The sequence below is a fragment of the Paraburkholderia sp. J76 genome (assembly GCF_905220295.1).
In the GTDB taxonomy this organism is placed as follows: domain Bacteria; phylum Pseudomonadota; class Gammaproteobacteria; order Burkholderiales; family Burkholderiaceae; genus Paraburkholderia.
Genome location: NZ_CAJMZJ010000004.1, coordinates 417,956 through 437,991, shown reverse-complemented (window position 1 = coordinate 437,991; position 20,036 = coordinate 417,956). Strand labels below are relative to the sequence as shown.

Sequence of the window (20,036 nt, the reverse complement as noted above, 5' to 3'; positions counted from 1 at the left end):
GAAGGATGAGCGCCTTGTCACTCCGTTTGTGGGCGCGTGGTGACAGACGCTCCGGAGCCACTGTCTGTAACCGCCAGAGGTGAATGGTGGCGGGCGCTGGCGGTTTGAGCGGCTTTCTTTTGCCTACTTTTCTTTGCCGCTGCAAAGAAAAGTAGGTGCCGCCCCGCACAGGGGCAACGCTTGCATACCACCGCGAAAACAGGAAAGGCCCAAACCAGCAAGGCCCCCGCAACAAGACATTTACTTCCCCCGAGCAACAACCCCATCCAACACCCGCCCGACGGCCTCAACATACTGCTGCCTCCCAAACCTCTCCCGAGCAGTAGCAAGCCCTTGCACAGCAAGCCCTTCCCGCAGCGAAGCATCATCATGCAACCGTGCGATCGTAGCGGCCAGTTCCCTGGCATCCCCAGGCGTACACAGCAACCCGCTCCTGCCATGCTCGACAATCTCGGTCACTCCACCGTCGCGCGAAGCGACAACAGGCCGCTGCGCCAGCATGCCCTCAACCACCACCCGCCCAAACGGCTCAGGCGTAATCGACGTATGCGCAATAACATCAACAGCGCGCATGCACGCCGCAATATCATGCCGGAAGCCAAGAAAATGCACCCGCTCCTGCAACCCGTTAGCCTCGACGAAATCCCGCAACTCAGCCGCATAGGCGTCCTCACCAAACAGCGGCGCTCCCACAAAAACAGCATGCGCCCGCGGCTCATCGAGCAACGCTTCAAGCAGCACGTGCTGCCCCTTCCACCGCGCGAGGCGGCTAAACGCCCCAACGAGAAACGCGTCCTCGGGCAACCCGATCTGCGCGCGCAACTGCGCCTGCGGCACGCGCGCGAGCGCACGGAACGGCGATTCGTCCACGCCGTTATGCACGACGTCGATGCGCTTCGCGTCAAAGCGCGTGAGTTGCGCAAACACCTTCGCCGATGCGTGCGAGTTGGCGATCACATGCGCAAGCCCAAGCTTCGCGCAGCCCTTGATCACCGCGCGCTGCACGCGGCCAAAATGCGCGTCGCTCACGATGTCGCGTAAATGCCAGACCACCGGCTTGCGCGCAAGCTTGCCGGCAAGCACGCCGATCACCATGGCGCGCTGCGTGTTGGCATAAAGCACGTCGGCTTCGCGCGCGCGGCGGCGCGTCTCGCGCACGAGCGCGGCAATGCCCGCGAGCACGCCAAGACGCGGCGCGGCCCCGCCATCGCGGCGCACGTTGCTCAACGCGCCCGAATCGAGCACCTCCACGCGCGCGCCGGCCTTGTCGAGCGCCTCCCTGAACGGTCCGTCGTTGAACAGCAGCACGTCGATGCGCGAGCGCAAGCCCTTCACCACTTCCAGCAGCGATAGCTCGGCGCCGCCCAGCACGCCGCTCTGGTCGATGGCGAGCACGCGCGGCGCTTGCGCTGCGTCCGCATCGTTCTCGAACGGCGGCGCGCCGTGAGCGGACCCTGCTCGCGAAATCGCCGGCACCGCCTTCGCCACGCGTGCAAAAAACTGCTCGCGGAAATGCCGCGACGAAAAGCGCTCCGCGTTCGCGCGGCAATCTTCGGCGCGGAACCGGCCGGGATCGCTTTCGAACGATTCGACAGCCTCGATGATCGCGTCCGCGTTCTGCTCTTCGAAAAAGATACCCGTCGCGCGCGGGCCAGTGTCGCGCACCGTTTCGAGCGCGCCGCCTTTGCCGAATGCAATTACCGGCGTGCCGCACGCCTGCGCCTCGACCACCGAAATGCCGAAATCTTCTTCCGCCGCGAACACGAAGGCCTTCGCTCGCCGCATGCGGTCGTGCAGCACGGCAAACGGCTGATAACCCAGCACTTCCACGTTAGGCGTCGCCTTCGCACGCACCTTATGCATATCGGGACCGTCGCCGATCACCACGAGGCGCCGCCCAGGCATGCGCGCGAACGCCTCGACGATCAGGTCGATCTTCTTGTACGGCACGAGCCGCGAGGCCGTCACATAGAAGTTTTCCTTCTGCATTTCCAGCTCGAACGCGTCGATATCCACGGGCGGATACACCACTTCCGCCTGGCGCTGATACACCTTCTGGATGCGCCGCGCGATGAACTCCGAATTGGCGACGAACTGGTCCACCGAATTCGCCGTACGCACGTCCCAGTTGCGGATGTAGTGCAGGATCAGACGCGCAAGCATCGACTTCGGCCCGCGCGTGAGGCTCGACTCCTGCAGATACTGATGCTGGAGGTCCCACGCGTAGCGAATCGGCGAATGCACGTAGCTGATATGGAACTGGTCCGGTCCCGTGAGCACGCCCTTGGCCACCGCGTGGCTGCTCGAAATCACCACGTCGTAGCTCGACACGTCGAGTTGCTCGATAGCGAGCGGCATGAACGGCAGGTACGCGCGATAGCGCTTGCGCGCGCCCGGCAGCTTCTGGATGAACGAGGTCGTGGGGCGCTTGCCGCGCAGGAAAGCGCGGTCCTTCGAATCGACGAAGTCGACAACCGAAAACAGGTCCGCGTCCGGGAAGCAAGCAAGGATCTGCTCGAGCACGCGCTCCGCGCCCGCGTAGGTCACGAGCCAGTCGTGCACGATGGCCACGCGTGGCGCACGGCCTGCGGCAAGCGCCGGCCGCGAAGCGCGCAGCGGCATGACCGCGCCTGTTTCGGCGCGTCGAGGTTGGGTGGCGTCGCGCCGTTGAAGGGGCGCGGCGGCGCTTTCGGACGGCGCCGCTTCGTCGATCAGTTCATGACTCATGCGCTTTTCCGTGAATTCAGTCGAAAGAGAAGGGAACGGGCGTAGCCGCGCAGCATCGGCGTGGTCGCAACGGACCACACCACGTTGGCGAGCGCGAGCACGACACCGGCGCCGATCGCATACAACGCGTCCGGCAGCCACCACGCAAGACCGAGCGCGGCGGCGAGAAAACTCAGGTGTGCAAACATATCGACGATGATCGTGCGGCTGTGAATGCGCGAAAGCCACAGCAGAACGACGTAGTCGAACAGCGCGCGAAACAGCACGGCGGCGGCCGCGCCCGGCAAGCCGAAGCGCGAGATGCCGAGCCACAGGAGCCCCGCGAAGAGCGGCAATTCCACGAGCCCCACGCGCGCGGCGGCGGCCGGGTTGTTTTGCGACTGGATGAGAATGCGCGTCACGCCCGCCTGCCCGACGAGCCACACGGCGATGATCAGCACGCGTCCAACCGGCGCGCCGTGTTCGGCGATCACGGGCCCGACCCACGCATGCAGGAAGGGCCCGAGCACGACGATCGCGCCGATGGCGACGGGCGTGAATACGGCATTGAGAAATTGCAGCGACTGCGACGCAATTTCATCCGCATGCTCGCGGCCCAGCGCGGAAAGGCGCGGAAACAGCGTGCGCACGAGCGCGTTGGGCACCATGTTCAAACGCGTGACAAGGTTCTGCGGCACTGTGTAGTAGGTGACGAAGCGCGCGCCGAGGCCCGCGCCCAGCATCATGCGGTCGAGCGAATCCGCGACCATCGTCGTGACGCTCGCAACCAGCATCCAGCCGCCGAAATTGAAGAGCGCCTTCGAGGTATCGAGGCGCGGCCCGCGCACCTTGCGAATGCCGAGCACGCGCAGCGCGGAGCGGCCGAGCAGTATCGCCGCCGCGACACGCGCGAACACGGCAGCGGCCAGCACCGTCTGCAGATTCGGTTCGTACAACCAGGCAGCCGCGAGCGGCAGCAACTGGAACAGGAACGTGCCGAGCGTCTGGTTCGTGTTGTAGATGCCGAAGCGCTCCGCGCCGTTGATCGCGCCCGCGAACACCCACGAGACGTTCGCCACCGGAATCGCCACGGCGAGCCAGGGTAGCGCGAGATAGACTTCATGCCGCAATTCGGGCGTGACATGCGTGAAATACGCCGTATAAAGCGCACCGCCCGAATAGATCAGCAGCCCGCCAATCGCGCCGGTCGTGAAGTTCAGCCAGAAGGCGCTCCAGAACACGCGCTCGCAGGCGCCGGCGTCTTTCGACGCATACGCCTTCGAGATCTGGTTCTGCGCGGCCATGCTCATGCCGAGATCGAGCACGCTGAAGTAGCCGATCAAGGTCCACACGAGCGCGATCACGCCATAGCGCTCCACGCCCAGCAGACGGATATACGAAGGCACCGTGACGAGCGACACAAAGGTCGGCAGCACGAGACCGAACAGATTGATTGCGACGTTGCGCAGTATTCCTTTATCCATTGGGTATCCAGTTGCGTGGCCCGTGAGGGTCAGGCCGGTTTCCAGCGATACATGAGGACCTTGCCGCGCGCGTCTTCCTCGACGAACACGAGGTATTCGCCGTTCGCTTCGCGATGCGCGGTAATCCCGAACGGCACGTCTACCCAACCCGAGGTATTGCCCACTTGCGCGCCGGGCCCGAACGTGCCGATCTCGTTCGCGCTGTCCTTGTCGTACACATGCACGTTGCCCGCCGGCTCGACCACGAACACGTACTGTCCTTCCACGGTGAGCCCCGCGGGCGTGACCGGCGGCTTCGCTTTCGGGTCCCAGGGCAGGCGCAGCATGTAGCGCTGCTCGGGGTGGCCGCTCGACCACTTGTCGTAGCGCACCAGCACGCGCCCCGCTTCCTTCCAGAAGCCGGGTTCGTGCGGCGCGTCGGCCGTGTAGCCCGTCACGTAGAGCGTGTCCGTCTGCGGCTCGTAGATCGCGCGATGGACCTCCGTAAACGGCGCGGGAATCGCGTACTTGTCGAGCTTGTCGTACGAGTAGATCGGGTTGCCCTTCGCATCCAGCCCGCCGAAGCGGAAGCGCCAGATGCCCTTGTCGTCGCGCGCGCGCCAGATGTCGCCGCGCGTGTCGATCCACCAGCCCCAGCCGCCGGCCAGATGGTCGCGGCCCGGATTGCGCGTGAATTCGCTGGCGTCGAAGGCGCCATTGCCGTTCATGTCGCGCCAGATCCAGTCGCCGGCAGCCGCCGCGTTCGGCGCTTGCGGCACGTTCGGCACGTTCTGCACGCCGCGCCCACGCCCCGCGATAAAGCCCGAGGGAATCGCGGTCTCGCCGTCGTGCTGCGCGTCGAAGCGATAGATCTTCAGATGGTCCGCGTACATGTCGGTGAGGAACAGGAACGTGTGGCCGTCCAACGCGCGCGCGGTCGGCAGTCCCGGCCACTGATCGGTATGAAAAACCGGATCGTCGGGATAGCGAAAACGATTAGACAGGAATCCGACATATTTCCAGTCCTGTCCCGGCGGCTTCGACAAATCCAGTTCGAAACGCTTGTTGCCGGTATAAACGCTGTTCGGGCGCTGCGGGTCCACCCACGCGCCATCGACGAAAAGCAGGCCTTCGAGGTTCCACAGGCGCTTGCCCGCGGGCGTATACGCCTCCAGCGTCGCGCCGAGCCCCGCGCCGATGGTGTCTTCGTGTTGCGGCCCGACGCCATTGGTCGAGACATAGATGTTCCCGCGCGCATCGGTGCCGACGCCGGTGAGTCCGTTGAATCGGCCCGGCCCTGGCCGCCCCGCTACGCCCGAAAAAATGCCACCGCGCTCGCCGAGCGTCGCGCTCTGCGCCCACGTCTTGCCGTTGCGCGCGAAGATGAGGATCTGCTGGCGCGGCCCGTTATCGGCGATCAGCAGGCGTTGTTGCGGATCGAAGGCGAGATCCACGGGCACCGAATCGGCGGGCAGCGCGAGCGTGTCGTCCAGACGCTTGCCATCCGCCGAATAATGCTCCACATGCGGCTCCCCGCGTGGACGCGCGCCGGTCAACACCCACACCGACCCATCGGCCGCGAGCGCGATACGGCCCGGCGCCGGCACGTCCCATTGCGTCTTGCGCTGCATCGAGTTCGCGTCGTACACCTCGATGCGGTTCATCGACGTGTTGCTGACGTAGAGCGTCGAATCGGTCGCGGCGAGTCCGCCAATGCCGGCATGCGTGCCCGTCGGCACTTCGTTGATCTTCAGGAATGCTGCGCAAAGCTGCGCATGCGGATTGAGCGGATCGGGCGAAGCCTGGAACGCGGCGGCGCGTTTGGGCTCGTCCAGCGGCCGGCGCGTGACGCCATACCACTGACTGCCCTTCGCCGGCCAGATGCCGCTGCCGACGAGATGGCCCTTCTCGTTGCCCACGCCGACCGCCGCATACAGATAGCGACGATTCACGGCCACGGCATCGCCGCCGGCGCCGCCCCAGCCATGCGTGCCACCCGCGAAGCCCAGCGGCTTGCCGTCCTGGTACGCGCTGATCTCGGCGCCGCTCTCGTCCCACGGCGCGTTGGTGAAGACCTTGCCGTCGGGCGTAACGGCGATGGCCGTGACGTTGATCTGCATCCACGTGCCCTGGCCGTTGCCGAAAGTGTTGCCGATCCACGAGGTCGTCACGCTGAGCGGCGGCGCGGCGATGGTCTGAACCGACGACGTGCAGATGAACGTGCACATCGCGGCCAGCGCCAGCGTCCTGCGCAAGCGGCGATCGGGATTCGATAACGGCAAGGCAATTCCTCCAGTCTGATGACGGCAATCTGCCCAGGATCATGCCGTACAAACCGTGTGAAAAAATCGCCTCTAAAAATCGGAAAATAATTCAAAAAAATTCAGTATTTATGACCCATTTCTGAATGCTCCACGAATAAATTTCGCGGCACGGGAAATCTCTTCGAAGGCCCTGTTATCTGGCCTTCTCCGGTCTCTCATGCCGCAATCCGCATTTCACATCGCGCAAATTCCGCCAATTAAATTCAAAAATTCCGATTCAAATATATTTCGGCTTTTTGAACATTTAATTCTTTCTAGAATGATTCGCGAAGCCATCGCGCATGCATTAACCCACCGGAGAACCGATGACCGTTAGCCGCCTGGTCAATCAACAAGGCCCCGCCGACCATTCCCATCGCATCGTCCAACTGGATGGTCTGCGTGCTTTCGCCGTGCTCGCCGTGTTCGCGCAGCACGCGTTGCGCGCGCCGCTATGGATGGGCGTCGACCTGTTCTTCGTGCTGAGCGGCTTTCTGATCACCGGCATCCTGCTCGAACGCAAGGCGCGCGGGCAATCGTATTTCAGCTACTTCTATGCGCGACGCGTGCGCCGCATTCTGCCGCCGTACGTGCTGCTGCTCGTCGTCTCGTCGCTGCTGTTCGGCTTCGGGTGGGCGCACTACTGGCCCTGGTATGCGTTTTTCGCGACCAATATCGGCGACGCGCTCGGCCAGAGCGGCCACGACAGCCTCAACATCCTCTGGTCGCTCGCGGTGGAAGAACAGTTCTACATCGTGTGGCCGTTCGTCGTGCTGCTTCTGCCGCAGCGATTCATGGCCGTCGTGGCCGCCGCGCTCATCGTTCTCGTGCCCCTGCTGCGCGCCGTCGCAACGCCGTGGTTCGACACGTACTGGCCCATTTACTACCTCACGCCGTTCCGCATGGACCTGCTGGCCGCAGGCGCACTGCTCGCCGTGCTGGTGCGCCGCGACCGCAATGCGCTCGAGCCCTTCAAATGGCCTGCCGCCGTGCTGTTTTTCGCGGCGCTTGGCGTGCTGGCCTGGCTGCATCTGCACTATCCGCGCTTTCGCGCCATGAACACGCCGCTCTCGAACGCGATGCTCTACAGCGTTTCGCTTGTGCTCTGCACCTCCATCGTGGTGTTCGCGCTGCAGTCGAAAGGCATCGTGCGGCGCCTGCTGTCCAATCCGGCGCTCGTGTATATCGGCACGATCAGCTACACCATTTACCTCATTCACCTCACGATTCTCTATGCCGTGTGGCCTCTGCATTACAGCCGCATCGAGAGCGCCGCGATTGCGCTCGTCCTCACGCTCGCTTATGCAAGCGCGAGCTGGTTCCTCTTCGAACGCCGCCTCACGCGCGGCCCACGCCGCCGCACGGCGGCCGAGCCGGTGGACATCGCCGCGCCCGTGAGCCAGTCGAGCCCGCAATCGTAATTCCCGAATCCCCGAATCCCTTTCGCTACTTCAAAGGCACATCACATGAACGAACGTCGCAAAGCGATCATCACCGGTGTTTCCGGCCAGGACGGCGCCTACCTCACGCGCCTTCTGCTCGACAAGGGCTATAACGTCACCGGCACCTATCGCCGCACCAGTTCCGTGAACTTCTGGCGCATGAGCGAGCTGGGCATCCTCGATCATCCCTCGCTCGAACTCGTCGAGCACGACCTCACCGATGCGGGTTCGACGCTGCGTCTCGTCGAACGCGCGCAAGCGCAGGAGGTCTACAACCTGGCGGCGCAAAGCTTCGTGGGCGTGTCGTTCGATCAGCCCGCCACGACCGCCGAAGTGACCGGCATCGGCGTGCTCAACATGCTCGAAGCGATTCGCGTGGTGAATCCAAAAGCGCGCTTCTATCAAGCTTCGACCTCCGAAATGTTCGGCAAGGTCCAAGCCATTCCGCAATGCGAACAAACGCCGTTTTATCCGCGCAGCCCTTATGGCGTGGCCAAGCTATTCGCGCACTGGTCCACCGTCAACTATCGCGAGTCTTACGACATCTTCGCGACGAGCGGCATTCTCTTCAACCACGAATCGCCGCTGCGCGGGCGCGAATTCGTCACACGCAAGATCACGGACAGCGTCGCCAAGATCAAGCTCGGCAAGCTCAACATGCTCGAACTCGGCAACCTCGACGCCAAGCGCGACTGGGGCTACGCCTCCGAGTATGTAGAAGGCATGTGGCGCATGCTGCAGGCCGATGAACCCGACACCTACGTGCTCGCCACGGGCCGCACCGAAACCGTGCGCGACTTCGTGAAAATGGCCTTCACGGCGGCCGGCATCCAGCTCGAATGGTCGGGCAAAGGCGAACGCGAAACCGGCATTTGCGTCGCCACAGGCCGCACGCTCGTGCGTGTGAGCCCGCGCTACTACCGCCCCGCCGAAGTCGATCTGCTGATCGGCGACCCGACCAAGGCGCAGGAAAAACTCGGCTGGAAGCCGCAGACCTCGCTCGAGCAACTGTGCCAGATGATGGTCACAGCCGATCTTGCGCGCAACGAACGCCATGACACATTCTGATTCCGCAAGCCGTCCGCGCGCGCTCATCACGGGCATAGGCGGCTTTACGGGCCGCTACATGGCCGCCCGCCTCGCGGCGGACGGCTACCGCGTGTGGGGCACCGTGCGGGCCGGCGAGTCGCTGAACGCGGAGGCGTTCCCCTTCGGCGCCACGGCGATCGAAGCCGATCTGCTCGAACGAGAAGCCATCGCCCACGCGCTCGAATCCGTGCGGCCCGACGTGGTCGTGCATCTGGCCGCGGTGGCCCACGTGGCCGACAGCGACGTTGCGCGCACCTACGTCGTGAACGTGGTCGGCACGCGCAATCTGCTCGATGCGCTCGCGCATCAGAAGCATGTCCCGCGCGCCGTGCTGCTCGCCAGCAGCGCGAATGTCTACGGCAACGCCACGAACGGCGTGATCGACGAAAAAGTCGAACCGCAGCCCGCCAACGACTACGCCGTGAGCAAGCTCGCGATGGAATACGTCGCAAAGCGTTTTCAGCCGCAATTGCCGATCATCGTGGCGCGCCCGTTCAACTACACGGGCGTGGGTCAATCGCCGGACTTCCTGATCCCGAAGATCGTCGATCACTACGCACGCGGCCAAAAGCAGATTTCGCTTGGCAACCTGCACGTGGCCCGCGACTTCTCCGACGTGCGCGACGTGGTGAACGCCTATGCGCGGCTGATCGAAGCCTCGCCGCGCGGCGTCACCGTCAACGTGTGCTCGGGCAGCGGCCAGACGCTTGGCGCGCTGCTCGGCATGCTTGCGCGCATCGCCGGCTACGAGATCGAGGTGCATGTCGATCCGCGTTTCGTGCGCGCCAACGAAGTGCGCCAGTTGATCGGCTCGAACGCGAAGCTGCGCTCCCTCGTCGGCGACAGCTCGCGCAGGCGCCTGGAAGACACGTTGCGCTGGATGTACGAAGAAGCCCGCGAGCGCGTGGTCGAAACGCAATAGCGCGATTTTCCTCTGGACTACCGATCAACCGCCGCTCCTCAGAGCGGCGGTTTCCTTTTGGCCGATAAAAACGCTTTACTGTGCCGCAATGGCTTCCGCGTAAACGCCGGCCACGCGTTTCGCGATCACGGCGTTATCGAAGTGCTCGCGCGCATACGCCTTGCACGCGGCTTCGTCCGGGAGCTTGATGCGGCCCGAAAGCGCGCCGTCGATGCCATCGGCAATCGCGTTCGCACCCGTGCCCGGCAGCACGAGATCCTGCGAAAGACCCGCCACCGCTTCCGGCAGTCCGCCCACCGGCGTCACCAGAACCGGCGTGCCGGCGGAAAGCGACTCCACCGTAATCAAACCGAAGCCTTCCAGCGCGACCGTCGGCACCACGCTCAGCGTGGCCGCGCGATAGAGCGAGGGCAGATGCGCGTCGGGCACGAAGCCGAGCAGTTTCACGTTGTCGGCGAGGCCCGCTTCGTCGACGCGCTGCTGAAGTTCGGACTCCAGACGACCTCGCCCCGCGATCAGCAGGAGCACGTCCGGATGACGCTGCTTCACCATCTTGATAGCGTCGATCAGATCCTCCAGGCCCATGCGGCGCACGAGGCGGCGCACGGCCAGGATGATCGGGCGGCCCTGGGGCAACTGAAGCTTCAGGCGCGCTTCGGCCATCGTGCACGCCGGGTCGAAATGCGCCGTATCCACGCAGCCCGGCACGATGCGCACGCGCTCGGGCGAAATGCCGTAGCGGCGCGTGAGAATCTCGCCAAATGCCTTCGAAAGCACGATGAGCCGCGACGAGCGCTCATAGACCGACTGTTCCAGCGAGTGCTTGACGCGCTGGCTCAGCGTGGCCGCGCCTTCGACCAGACTTTCGTCGGCCCACGGTCCCTGGAAGTGCGAAACCTGCGGGATGCCGCGCGTGACGTCGAGCCCGGGGAAGGTGTATAGCGCAAAGTGCGAGGAGACCACGTCGGGGCGATGGCGGCGAATTTCGCTGCGCAGCGCGCGGCGCGCGTCCATGAGACGGAACGGCAGCGAGCGCGAAGCGGAGCCGAAGCCGTTGATCGCGCCGCCGCTGTCCTCAGCCACCTTGGGCGAGCCGGCCACGACGCCGCGCACGCGCACGCCCGCGCCGGGCAGCGCGCCCACGAGCGAGTAATACATACGGTCGAGCCCGCCTGCGCGCTCGGGAAACCAGTGCATGCCGATCTGCAGCGATTGAATGGATTGTGTGGTCATCGCGTGTCCTTATTCTGCACGTGTGCGGTTATCAGGGGGTTTCTGCGCGCCGGAGCGGTTGGCCGCCCGGCAGCGTCGCAGCGGCGAACGCGGGTTCTTCGCGGCGCACGGCCTCGCTCGCGTCGCCGGCCAGTTGCCGGTAGAGGGCGATGTACTGCGCGGCCATGCGCGCCCAGCCGAACTGCGTGGCAAGCTCCGCCGCGGCCTCGCCCATCGCAAGGCGGCGCGGCGCTTCGGCGGCGAGCGTTTTTACGGCGTTGGCGAGCGCGGGCACGTCGTCGGGGTCTTCGAGCACGATGCCGCACTCGGGCGTGATGATCTCCGCGCCGCCCGCCGTGCGCGCCGTCACCACGGGCAAGCCCGCCGCCATCGCTTCGAGCAGCGACAGGCTCATTGCTTCGTAGCGCGAAGGAAATACGTAGGTATCGACGGAGCGCATGAGCGTGGGCATCTCGCGCACGAGGCCGAGAAAATGCACGCGCTTCTCGATGCCGAGTTCTCGCGCGAGATCCGGATACGGACTGCCCGGCAGATAGCCGGCCACGGCGAGATGCACGTTCTCCGGCATCTGCTTGAGCGCGTGCAGCACCGTACCGAGGTTCTTGCGCGGCGTGCGCAAATCGCCCACGAAAAGCAGCAAAAACGCATCGGCCGGCAGCGAGAACTTCGCGCGGTCCGCACTCGCGGCCGAGAAGCCGCGCGTGTCCACACCGTTGTAGATCACGTCCAGGCGCTCCACGGGGTTGCCGCCCGAGGCGCGGATTTCGTCGGCGACCTTGCGCGACACCGCGGCGATCACGCGCGATCGCCGGTACGCCCACCGCTCCAGCACGGCGTTCGCGCGCGTGTAGACAAACTGATACGCCGACCACACGCCGCCCGTGAGGCCGAACGGGTAGTACTTGCTGCGCGCCCAGCCGCCATGCACGAAGTGCGCGGTGTTGACGTCGGCGTGCGCCCAGGTGATGAAGCCGTTCACATGAAGCACGTCGTATTCGTGCCGGTTGCGGCGCAGCCACATCGCGCTCTTGAACGCAAACACCTGCTGACGCAGCAGATTGGTAGGCCACGCGCGCGAAGGTTGCACGCGCACCCATCTCACCTTCGGGTGGGCAAGCAGTTCGGGCGCGACGTGCGAGGCGACCAGCGTCACCTCGAACCCTTCGTCGAGCGCGGCGCGCGCGATTTCATGATTGACGCGGCCCTGGCCGTCATTGTGGCGCACGACATGCGTGACGATTGCGACTCTCAATCGGAGACCTCCGTGGTACGGACACGGGACTGGCGTTGCAGCTTCGTCCAATGCCCCGCGCTGAGAATGGAAAACACACTCGAAAAGAGCAGCAGGCCGCCGGTGCCCACGAGCGAGTTGGTGAAGACGAGCATGGCGAAAATCGATATCGCGAGGCTCAGGCAGGCGCAAACGTAGCGGTCCTCTTGCAGGCGGAACGACACGCGCACCGCGCGCACGAGCAGCCACAGCACGCCGGACATATAGAGCAGCGTGCCAGGCCAGCCCAGCACGAACGGAATGTTCATCACGCCGCTGTCGAAGCTGCCGTACTGGCCGAGCTGACCGTTATTGCTCGACAGCTTGGTCGATGCACCGGTAGCGCCCAGGCCCTCGCCTGTCACGTCCGTGAAGGCCTTTTTCGCGAAGTCGGCGTAGAACTGGTTACGCGCCTCGTAGCTCTGGTCGTCTTTTAGGTTCACGAGCGTATTCAGGCGCTGCTGCATACGGTCCGCCACGGGGCCGAACGTGAGCAGCGGCACGCACACGCCCGCCAGCACGACCGCGCTGACGACGATGCGAATGCGCACCTTGTTGCTCGATTTCATCAACTGGATGACCATGGCGATTGCCCAGCCGCCCCACGTGGAGCGCACGAGCGAGAGCGCGAACGAGAAGAAGCCGAACGCCGCTGCGATCCAGCGCACGCGATGCTGCGCGGCCATCACGAACACCATCGCGCCCATCATCGCGAACGCGAACGGGCCCGACGAGTTCATCGTGCTGAATACGCGCACACCGAGCGGCACGGGGTCGCCCTGCGAATTCATGTCCGAGCCGATCATCCACATGGCGTCCCACGGCGGCATGATGAAAAACTGCACGAGACCATAGGCGCCCATCACGAGCATGCCGTAGATGAAGGTGTTGATGATCGTCTTGCTGCACTCGGGATACTGGCGCGTGAGCACCATGATGTGAAAGCCGATCAGGAACGGATAGATCCAGTTGGCGAGGTCGTACACAGCCGCAGCGGGGCCGCTCGCCACGACGCCCACCGCGAACGCATAGCCGATGCCGAGCAGCGCGAGCAGCAGCGGCAGGCCGCGCCGCTGCCCGAGAATCGGGTAATAGCGCAGCAGCGAAATGCCGCTGATCATCGTGACGGCGAGCGGCGCGACCTGGATGAGACTGGTGGGCGTGAAGCCGCCCTTGCCGTAATCCGCGAGACGGCGGACTTCCGGGCTCAGGAACCACAGCCACCACATGAAGCCGATATAGCGCACCGGATTCACGAAGTAGAGCCAGAAGCCCACCGCGATCGATAGCACGGGAAACGCCAGCGTGAGCACCGTGCCCTGATGCGCGCCGATCAGCAGCGCCGTGAACAGCCACAACGCGAGCGGCGGCAGCGTATCGCGGCCAAGCAGGCCACGCAGGCCGCCGCGTGTACGCTGCGGGCCCGGTTGCGGGCCCGATTGCGCACCCGGTTTGGGGGCCGGTGCCGGGAAAGCGGTCGTGACGTCCATGATCACATCCCGCGCGCGGCGACGCCCCGGCCCCGGGGTTCGCTCGCGACCGCTTCGCCATGGCGCGCGTCGCGCTCGCGCAGCATGTCGCGCGTGAGCTGCGCGTGCTGGCGTGCGAAGTGCTGCGTCGTGAGATCGCGCGTGCGCAACTGCTCGCACGCTTCGCGCGCCTGTTCGAGCGCGCGCGCCGGATCGGCCGCGAGCGCATCGGCCGCGGCGCGCAACTGCTGGGCATTGAACGGTTCGATATACGACGCCGCCTTGTCGTCGAAGTAGTCTTCGAGCGCGCCCACCTTCGTCGCGATCATCGGCTTGCCGAGCGCCGCGGCTTCCAGCATGACGGTGATACCCGAAGCGTGCGTGTTGGGACGCAGCGGCACGACGACGATGTCCGCCCAGTCATAAAGCGCGTGCTGTTGCTTGATGCCCGAAACGCGCACGATTTCGACGTTGTCCGCGCGCGCCGACGCCGGCATGCGCCGCCGCGTGGCAATGCGCACCTGGTAGCGCGAATCGTTGCCGAGCGCGCTTACGAGCGTGGTCCAGTCGCGGTCGCGGTCGTTGCCGATCGCGGCCACGCGCACCGGCGCATGCGGCTTCCATTCCGAAGGCAGACGCAGCGGAAAGTCGTCGGTATTGAGACCGTAGAGCACGTGACGCGCTTCGCGCCCGAAATACTCGCCGCACAACGCGGCGTTTTCGCTCGCGAGCGTCGTGAGCAGATCGGCACGCTTGAGCAGACGCTTGTAGATCGCTCGGCGCAGCGCCCCGTATCCCGGCCAGCGGTCGAGCAGCCACACGCTTTGCGCGAGCAGCAGCGGGCGCGCGCCGCCCTTCTTCGCGTGCATCAGCAGCACCAGCGCCACGGCCAGATGCTCCTGCTCGGTGTGCGTCCAGATTACGTCGGACTCCAGAATAGCCCGTCGATTGCGCCATGCATGAATAAAGTCGAAACCGAGTGCGGCTTTCAGGCCGCGGCGAATGAAGCGCATGGGCGTGCGCTCGCTCGCATCCTGCGCGTAATCGAGGGCGAATTCCGCAGATTCCGCGTGATGGTAGCCGTAGAGGCTGCCGATGTTCTCGCCTTTGCGATAGCGGCGCGGATCGGCGCCGTAGAAAAGGTGGACGTGGACTTGCGTACCGCTCATTCGGGGTCCTCCGTGTAGTCGTGGGGCACGCCGCTCAAACGAGCGCGCGGCGTGCCTCTCGTGCGCCGCCGCGCACCGCGCGCCAGCGTGCGAACGCCGCGAGCGCGGAATCGCCGCGCACGGCGCTCAGGCCCGTATGCACGAGGCCCGGATACACGCGCGTGCCGACGAGCGCGTACCACCACCAGGCGGTTTCGCGGCGCAGCGGCGTGAGATGGCCGAGCAGGATCAGATGCAGGTTGTAGGCGGCGTTGCGGATCGAGGCGAGCGTCTGCGCGTTGCGCGGGTCTTCGCCCGGGCGCGGCGCGGGGTAATGGTCCACGGCCACGAGCGGGTCGTACACGAGCTTCCAGCCCGCGCGTTTCACGCTCATGCTGAACGCCATGTCGTTATGCGTTTGCGCGCCGGTGCCCCGCAGGCGCCGGTCGAAGCGCAAATCGCCGATTGCCGCGCGGCGATAGCTCATGTTCGCGCCCTTGAGCAGGTCGACTTCGCGCGCGCCGCCCGCGCCCAGATGATGGTTGCCGACAATGCGGCCCGAACGCTGCAACTTGCCCACGAGCGTCCGCTCGCCGTCGATCATGCGGCCGCCCTCATGCACCCAGTCGCGGCCGCCCAGCGCGCCAAGCTTCGGGTCGGATTCGAAGGCCGCCGCAATGCGCGAAACCCAGTCGGCGCGCGGCGCGGCGTCGTCGTCGGTGATGGCGATCACGTCGCCGGCAGCGGCCTCGATGCCGCGATTGAGCGCCGCCACCTGACCCGGCTCCTCGACGATGGCGACTCGCACGTTGAGCACATGCGGCGTCACGTGTTCGGCGAGGCATGCATGCGTTGCTTCGTCATCGGCGCGTGCGACCACCACGATTTCATCGGGCGCGCGCTGCTGGCGCAGAAGCGCCGAAAGGCAGCGCGACAAATCTTCAGGACGCCGATATGTCGGCACGAGCACGGTCACTTTCATCGCGAGTTCTCCTTCTTTGCTGGATGAGTGCGCAGGCGTCATGCGCTCAGGTACTCGCGCACGTTCGCGTAGCCATAGCCGTAGCTGCCGCGCGTGCGCGCCGGCACGCCGTTGAACACGCCGCCCTGCACGCGCACGCCCGCGTTGCGCAGGCGCTTGAGCGCCTCGGCGATTTCGCCGTCGGTGTGCATGCCCGAGCGCAGCACGAGGAACGTCGAGCCCGCATGGCCGCCGATGATCGCGGCGTCGGTAACGGCAAGCACCGGCGGCGTGTCGATCAGCAGCACGTCGTAGCGGTTCGACAGTCCTTCGAGGTACTGTCCCAGACGCGGCGACATCAGCAACTCGGAGGGGTTGGGCGGACGACGGCCGCACGAGATGAAGTGCAGGTTGTCCACTTCGGTCGCGCGAATCGCCTCGTCCAGCGCAATCTGCCCCGAAAGCAGTTCGGAGAAGCCGTTTTCCTGCGGGCCGCCCAGATAGCGTTCGAGCGCGCCGCGGCGCATGTCGCCGTCGATCAACAGCACGCGCTTACCCGAGTGCGCGAGCAGCACGGCGAGATTGGCGGTGAGGAAACTCTTGCCGACGCCCGGCACCGAACCCGTTAGCATGACTACGCGATTACGCGCGTCCATCACGCTGAACTGCAGCGACGTGCGCAGGCTGCGCAGGCTTTCGACCGTGAGATCCTTGGGACGCGCATTCGCGAGCACTTCCTGCAGGCGCGAGCCGCCGCGCACCGGGCCGCGCTTTTCGAGCGCCAGTTGCTCCGGCGAAAGCGGCACGAGACCGTACACGGGCAACTGGAACGAGCGCTCGATCTGGTCCGGATCGACAATGCCCTTGAACAGGTTGCGGCGCATGAGCACGAAGCCCGTGCCGAGAATGATGCCGAGCAGCGACGCCGCCGAGACGATCAACAGCTTCTTCGGCTTCGACGGCTTGCCCGGACGCAGCGCCGGATCGACGATATGTACGTTGCCGCCCGTGCCCACGCGCTGAACCGAAAGCTCCTGAATGCGGTTGAGCAGCAGCACGTAGATGTCCTCGGCCACCTTGGCGTCACGCTGCAACTGTACGGCCTTCACTTCCGTGGCCGGCAGGTCGCGGAATTTCGTGTCGTACTTCGCTCGCTCGCCTTGCAGTTGCGCGAGTTGCTGGCGCGCCGCGATCAGCACCGGGTGCTGGTCGCCAAAACGTTGCTGGAGCGAGGCGATCTGCAGTTGCAACGCCGAAATCTGCTGCTCGTATTGCACGCTGCCGTCGAGATAAATCTTCGCTTCGTCGCTCGCGTTGATCGAGCCCGACTTGCTCTGGTAAGCCGTGAGCGCGGCTTCCGCGTTTTCGAGGTCCGACTTCAGGCGCGGCTGTTCGCTGCGCAGGAAGTCGAGCATCTTGCTCGCGTCGGCCTGCTTGGTCGCCACGTGCTCGCGCAGATACGACTGCGCCACCGCGTTTGCAATCGCCGCCGCGTGGCCCGGATCGTTGTCTTCGAGCGAGATGTCGATCACGCCCGTCTGCTTGCCCTGCTCCTGCACCTGGATCGCATTCTGGAAGCCGCTGATCGCGTCGAGATCGTTCAGGCGCACGACCTGGAAGCGCGTGCCGGGACGCGCAACGAGCTTGCTCACGAGCAGCTTCACGCCGCCGCCCTGTTCCATCTGGCCGACCGTGCCTTCGAGCAGACGCGCGCCGTCCGGCGTCGAGACCACGTAGCGGTCGTCGTCCAGCGCCGTGAGCGTGAGTTTCCTGCCCTCGAGTTCGGGCGTGACTTCGACCGAATCGATGTCGATGACTTCGCCGCCCCACGCATAGCTGCTGAGCCAGTTGCTCAAGCCGAACCACGGCCGCGCGGGCGTGCCCGGCGTGGCGAGCCGCGCGGAAAGGCTGCCGATCAAGGGCAGCATGACCGGCGTGACGGTGGTGTTCAGCTTGAACTGCTGCACCACGGGCTCGACCACGCTGCGGCTCTTGATCATCTGGATCTCGGCGTCGGTGGGCAAACTGCCCGTCGACGAGCCGGAACTGATGTTCGCGCCCGTTTGCGTTTGCGTGAGGGCCTGCGACGTGTAGTCGGAAGGCTCCACGCGCACCTGGGTGTCAGCGGTATAGACCGGCTTGGCGATGAAGCAGTAGAACACGGCCATGGCGATCACCGCCGCCGCGATCGCGATGAGCCAGCCGATGTCGTCGATGATGACGCGCAGCAACTGGCCGAGGACGACGTCCTCTTCCTCGGTGCGGACCGCCGGGGCCGCGTGGCTATTGGCTTGTATGGTCACGATTCAATCCCGTTGTTTATTAGGTGTTGCTCCTGCGTCTTTTTTCGAAGCTTGTTGATCGCGCAATTACTTCGCGATCTGCTTCAGATAGAAGACGGTCTGGATGGTCGGCAGCACCTGCTGCAACACACGGTTGAAGGTCGTCGAAGCGGCCGTGCCCACGTACACCACATCCAGCGGCTTGAGCTGGAACTGCGACGAAAGCATGATCGCGTCGGGTTGGGTCATGTCGAGGCGGTAAATTTCGGGCTGCGTCGGGTTGTCCTTCATGCCGCGCATCACGAAGATCTGGCGCGGGTTCGCGTCGGTGTCGAGAATGCCGCCCGCCTGGGTGAGCGCATCGGCGATCGTGAGGTTGCCGCGAATGAGGCTCGTCTGCGTGGGCGTCTTCACCTCGCCCATCACGAATATTCTGCTATCCGAACGATCGGGAATATTGATGACGTCGCCGTTCTGCAGCAGCACGTCCTGGGTCGAATCGCCGCCGTCGAGCATGCGGTTCGCGTCGAGGATGTAGAGCTTGCCGTTGCGCGTGAGGCGCACGCGGTTGATGTCGGCGCCGTCGGTCGTGCCGCCCGAACGCGTGATGGCGTCCACGAGCGTGAGCGGCACGTCGCTCATGGAAAGCGGGCCCGGCGTCTTCACGTCGCCCGTGATCTGCACTTTCTGGCTGCGGTACGCGAGCACGCGCACGTCCACCTGCGGGTTCTTCACGTACGGGCCGAGGCCTGCCGCAAGCTGGTCGCGGATCTGGCCAGGCGTCTTGCCCGCGGCCATGATGCGGCCCACGAACGGGAAGAAGATCGTGCCGTCTCTCGCTACCGTCTGTCCGTACGGATCGGCCTGACCGGGCAGCGCGTTCGTGTAGGGCTGCGTGAGCGCCTGCCCCACCGTCTGCGTGGTGTTGCCGCCCGTGGAGAACGTCGAGCCCTGCGGCGTCGAAAGTTCGGGGTGATCGAACACGGTCACGCCGAGAATGTCCTGCGGCGCGATGTGATAGACGTAGTCGGCAGCGCTCGCGAACTTCGCGGGCGGCAGCGGCGCTTTGGGCGCGGCCGCGGCCGCCTGCGCCTGCTGCAGCACGACTTGCTGCGTGATGAGCTGCACGTTGAATTGCTGCTGCGGCTGGTTGTTCGGCTGTTCTTTCAGGCTGGACGTGTCGAGATAGTTGCCGGGCGCTGTCGCGCACGCGGAAACGAAGACGCTCAACGCGACCACCGCCGTCAGTTTCAGTTTTGTCATTGGCATATTCGGCTCAACCATCCCTTTACCATGCGATCCATCAATTCAAGACTCTGGCGATACCTGGACTCGTGGAGCCCGTGCGGATCGCTGACATCAGAGTTTTCCCAGTTACCGAGCGCGTATACCTTGCCGCGCGCGGTGGGTTCGATGCGCTCGACGGCGGCGACCTGGCGGCGCTCGGTCACGAGCACGAGGTCGGCCGAGCGCACGAGGCGGCTCGTGAGGCGACGCGAGTGATGGCCGCCCACCTTCATGCCGCGCTCGGCAAGCAGCCACTGCATCACGGGGTCCATGTCGTCGCCGTCGCGCGCACGCAGGCCCGCCGATTGAAACGATTCCTCGCGCGAGCCTTTCTGTTCGCACAGACGCTCGCGAAAAAGCTGCTCCGCCGCCGGCGAGCGGCAGACGTTGGCGTGGCAAACGATGAGCACGTTCTTGATCATGGTCGCGTGACTCCCTTCCTTGACATGCGCAATGCGTGG

14 protein-coding genes are annotated in these 20,036 nt (G+C 65.0%); 3 read left to right on the top strand and 11 right to left on the bottom strand.

Translation table 11 applies throughout. From position 1 onward, the window contains the following. Positions 1–240 precede the first annotated feature (240 nt). Genes U5768_RS11090 through U5768_RS11080 form a run of 3 tightly spaced genes read right to left on the bottom strand, consistent with a single transcriptional unit; the run spans position 241 to position 6,397 of the window. Entirely contained in the window at positions 241–2,727 is a 2,487-nt protein-coding gene (locus tag U5768_RS11090; RefSeq protein WP_322030424.1) for a glycosyltransferase family 4 protein, read from the bottom strand. Continuing rightward, positions 2,724–4,190, bottom strand: a complete 1,467-nt coding sequence (locus U5768_RS11085) for a flippase (protein ID WP_322030423.1) — start codon at positions 4,188–4,190, stop codon at positions 2,724–2,726. Before U5768_RS11085 ends, U5768_RS11090 begins: the two co-directional genes overlap by 4 nt. Before the next feature lie 29 nt (positions 4,191–4,219). Next, on the bottom strand, positions 4,220–6,397 hold the full coding sequence (locus U5768_RS11080) for a hypothetical protein (protein WP_322030485.1): 2,178 nt from the start codon (positions 6,395–6,397) through the stop codon (positions 4,220–4,222). 401 nt (positions 6,398–6,798) lie between these two features. On the opposite strand from U5768_RS11080, the gene U5768_RS11075 reads away from it, so the two are divergent. The 3 genes from U5768_RS11075 to U5768_RS11065 are packed head-to-tail and all read left to right on the top strand — an operon-like array spanning position 6,799 to position 9,925. Further along, positions 6,799–7,893 carry an acyltransferase gene (locus tag U5768_RS11075; protein ID WP_322030422.1) on the top strand — a complete coding sequence of 365 codons (1,095 nt, stop codon included), beginning with the start codon at positions 6,799–6,801 and terminating at the stop codon, positions 7,891–7,893. Positions 7,894–7,938: 45 nt separating this feature from the next. Beyond that, positions 7,939–8,982, top strand: coding sequence for a GDP-mannose 4,6-dehydratase (gene gmd / locus U5768_RS11070; RefSeq protein ID WP_322030421.1), 1,044 nt, complete (start codon positions 7,939–7,941; stop codon positions 8,980–8,982). Beyond that, positions 8,969–9,925 (top strand): GDP-mannose 4,6-dehydratase, encoded by a 957-nt coding sequence (locus U5768_RS11065; RefSeq protein ID WP_322030420.1) that lies wholly within the window; start codon positions 8,969–8,971, stop codon positions 9,923–9,925. Before gmd ends, U5768_RS11065 begins: the two co-directional genes overlap by 14 nt. 75 nt (positions 9,926–10,000) lie before the next feature. Here U5768_RS11065 and U5768_RS11060 read toward each other — a convergent pair whose 3' ends face one another. From U5768_RS11060 to U5768_RS11025, 8 genes are all read right to left on the bottom strand, one after another. Next, complete coding sequence (locus tag U5768_RS11060) at positions 10,001–11,158, bottom strand: glycosyltransferase family 4 protein (RefSeq protein ID WP_322030419.1); 1,158 nt, start codon at positions 11,156–11,158, stop codon at positions 10,001–10,003. 31 nt (positions 11,159–11,189) lie between these two features. Next, positions 11,190–12,410: a glycosyltransferase family 4 protein gene (locus tag U5768_RS11055; protein WP_322030418.1), complete on the bottom strand. Its 1,221-nt coding sequence runs from the start codon at positions 12,408–12,410 to the stop codon at positions 11,190–11,192. Further along, positions 12,407–13,918: a glucose-6-phosphate isomerase gene (locus U5768_RS11050; protein ID WP_322030417.1), complete on the bottom strand. Its 1,512-nt coding sequence runs from the start codon at positions 13,916–13,918 to the stop codon at positions 12,407–12,409. Before U5768_RS11050 ends, U5768_RS11055 begins: the two co-directional genes overlap by 4 nt. A gap of 2 nt (positions 13,919–13,920) precedes the next feature. After that, the gene (locus tag U5768_RS11045) at positions 13,921–15,066 is read right to left on the bottom strand and encodes a glycosyltransferase (protein WP_322030416.1); all 1,146 of its coding nucleotides are present in this window, start codon (positions 15,064–15,066) and stop codon (positions 13,921–13,923) included. Positions 15,067–15,100: 34 nt separating this feature from the next. Then, positions 15,101–16,027 (bottom strand): glycosyltransferase family 2 protein, encoded by a 927-nt coding sequence (locus tag U5768_RS11040; protein WP_322030415.1) that lies wholly within the window; start codon positions 16,025–16,027, stop codon positions 15,101–15,103. Between the two features lie 38 nt (positions 16,028–16,065). After that, a complete protein-coding gene (locus U5768_RS11035; protein ID WP_322030484.1) occupies positions 16,066–18,312 on the bottom strand; it encodes a polysaccharide biosynthesis tyrosine autokinase in 2,247 nt (748 codons plus the stop codon). Between the two features lie 63 nt (positions 18,313–18,375). Next, a complete protein-coding gene (locus U5768_RS11030) occupies positions 18,376–19,551 on the bottom strand; it encodes a polysaccharide biosynthesis/export family protein (RefSeq protein ID WP_322030414.1) in 1,176 nt (391 codons plus the stop codon). Further along, on the bottom strand, positions 19,548–19,997 hold the full coding sequence (locus tag U5768_RS11025; RefSeq protein WP_322030413.1) for a low molecular weight phosphotyrosine protein phosphatase: 450 nt from the start codon (positions 19,995–19,997) through the stop codon (positions 19,548–19,550). Before U5768_RS11025 ends, U5768_RS11030 begins: the two co-directional genes overlap by 4 nt. Positions 19,998–20,036: the final 39 nt, after the last annotated feature.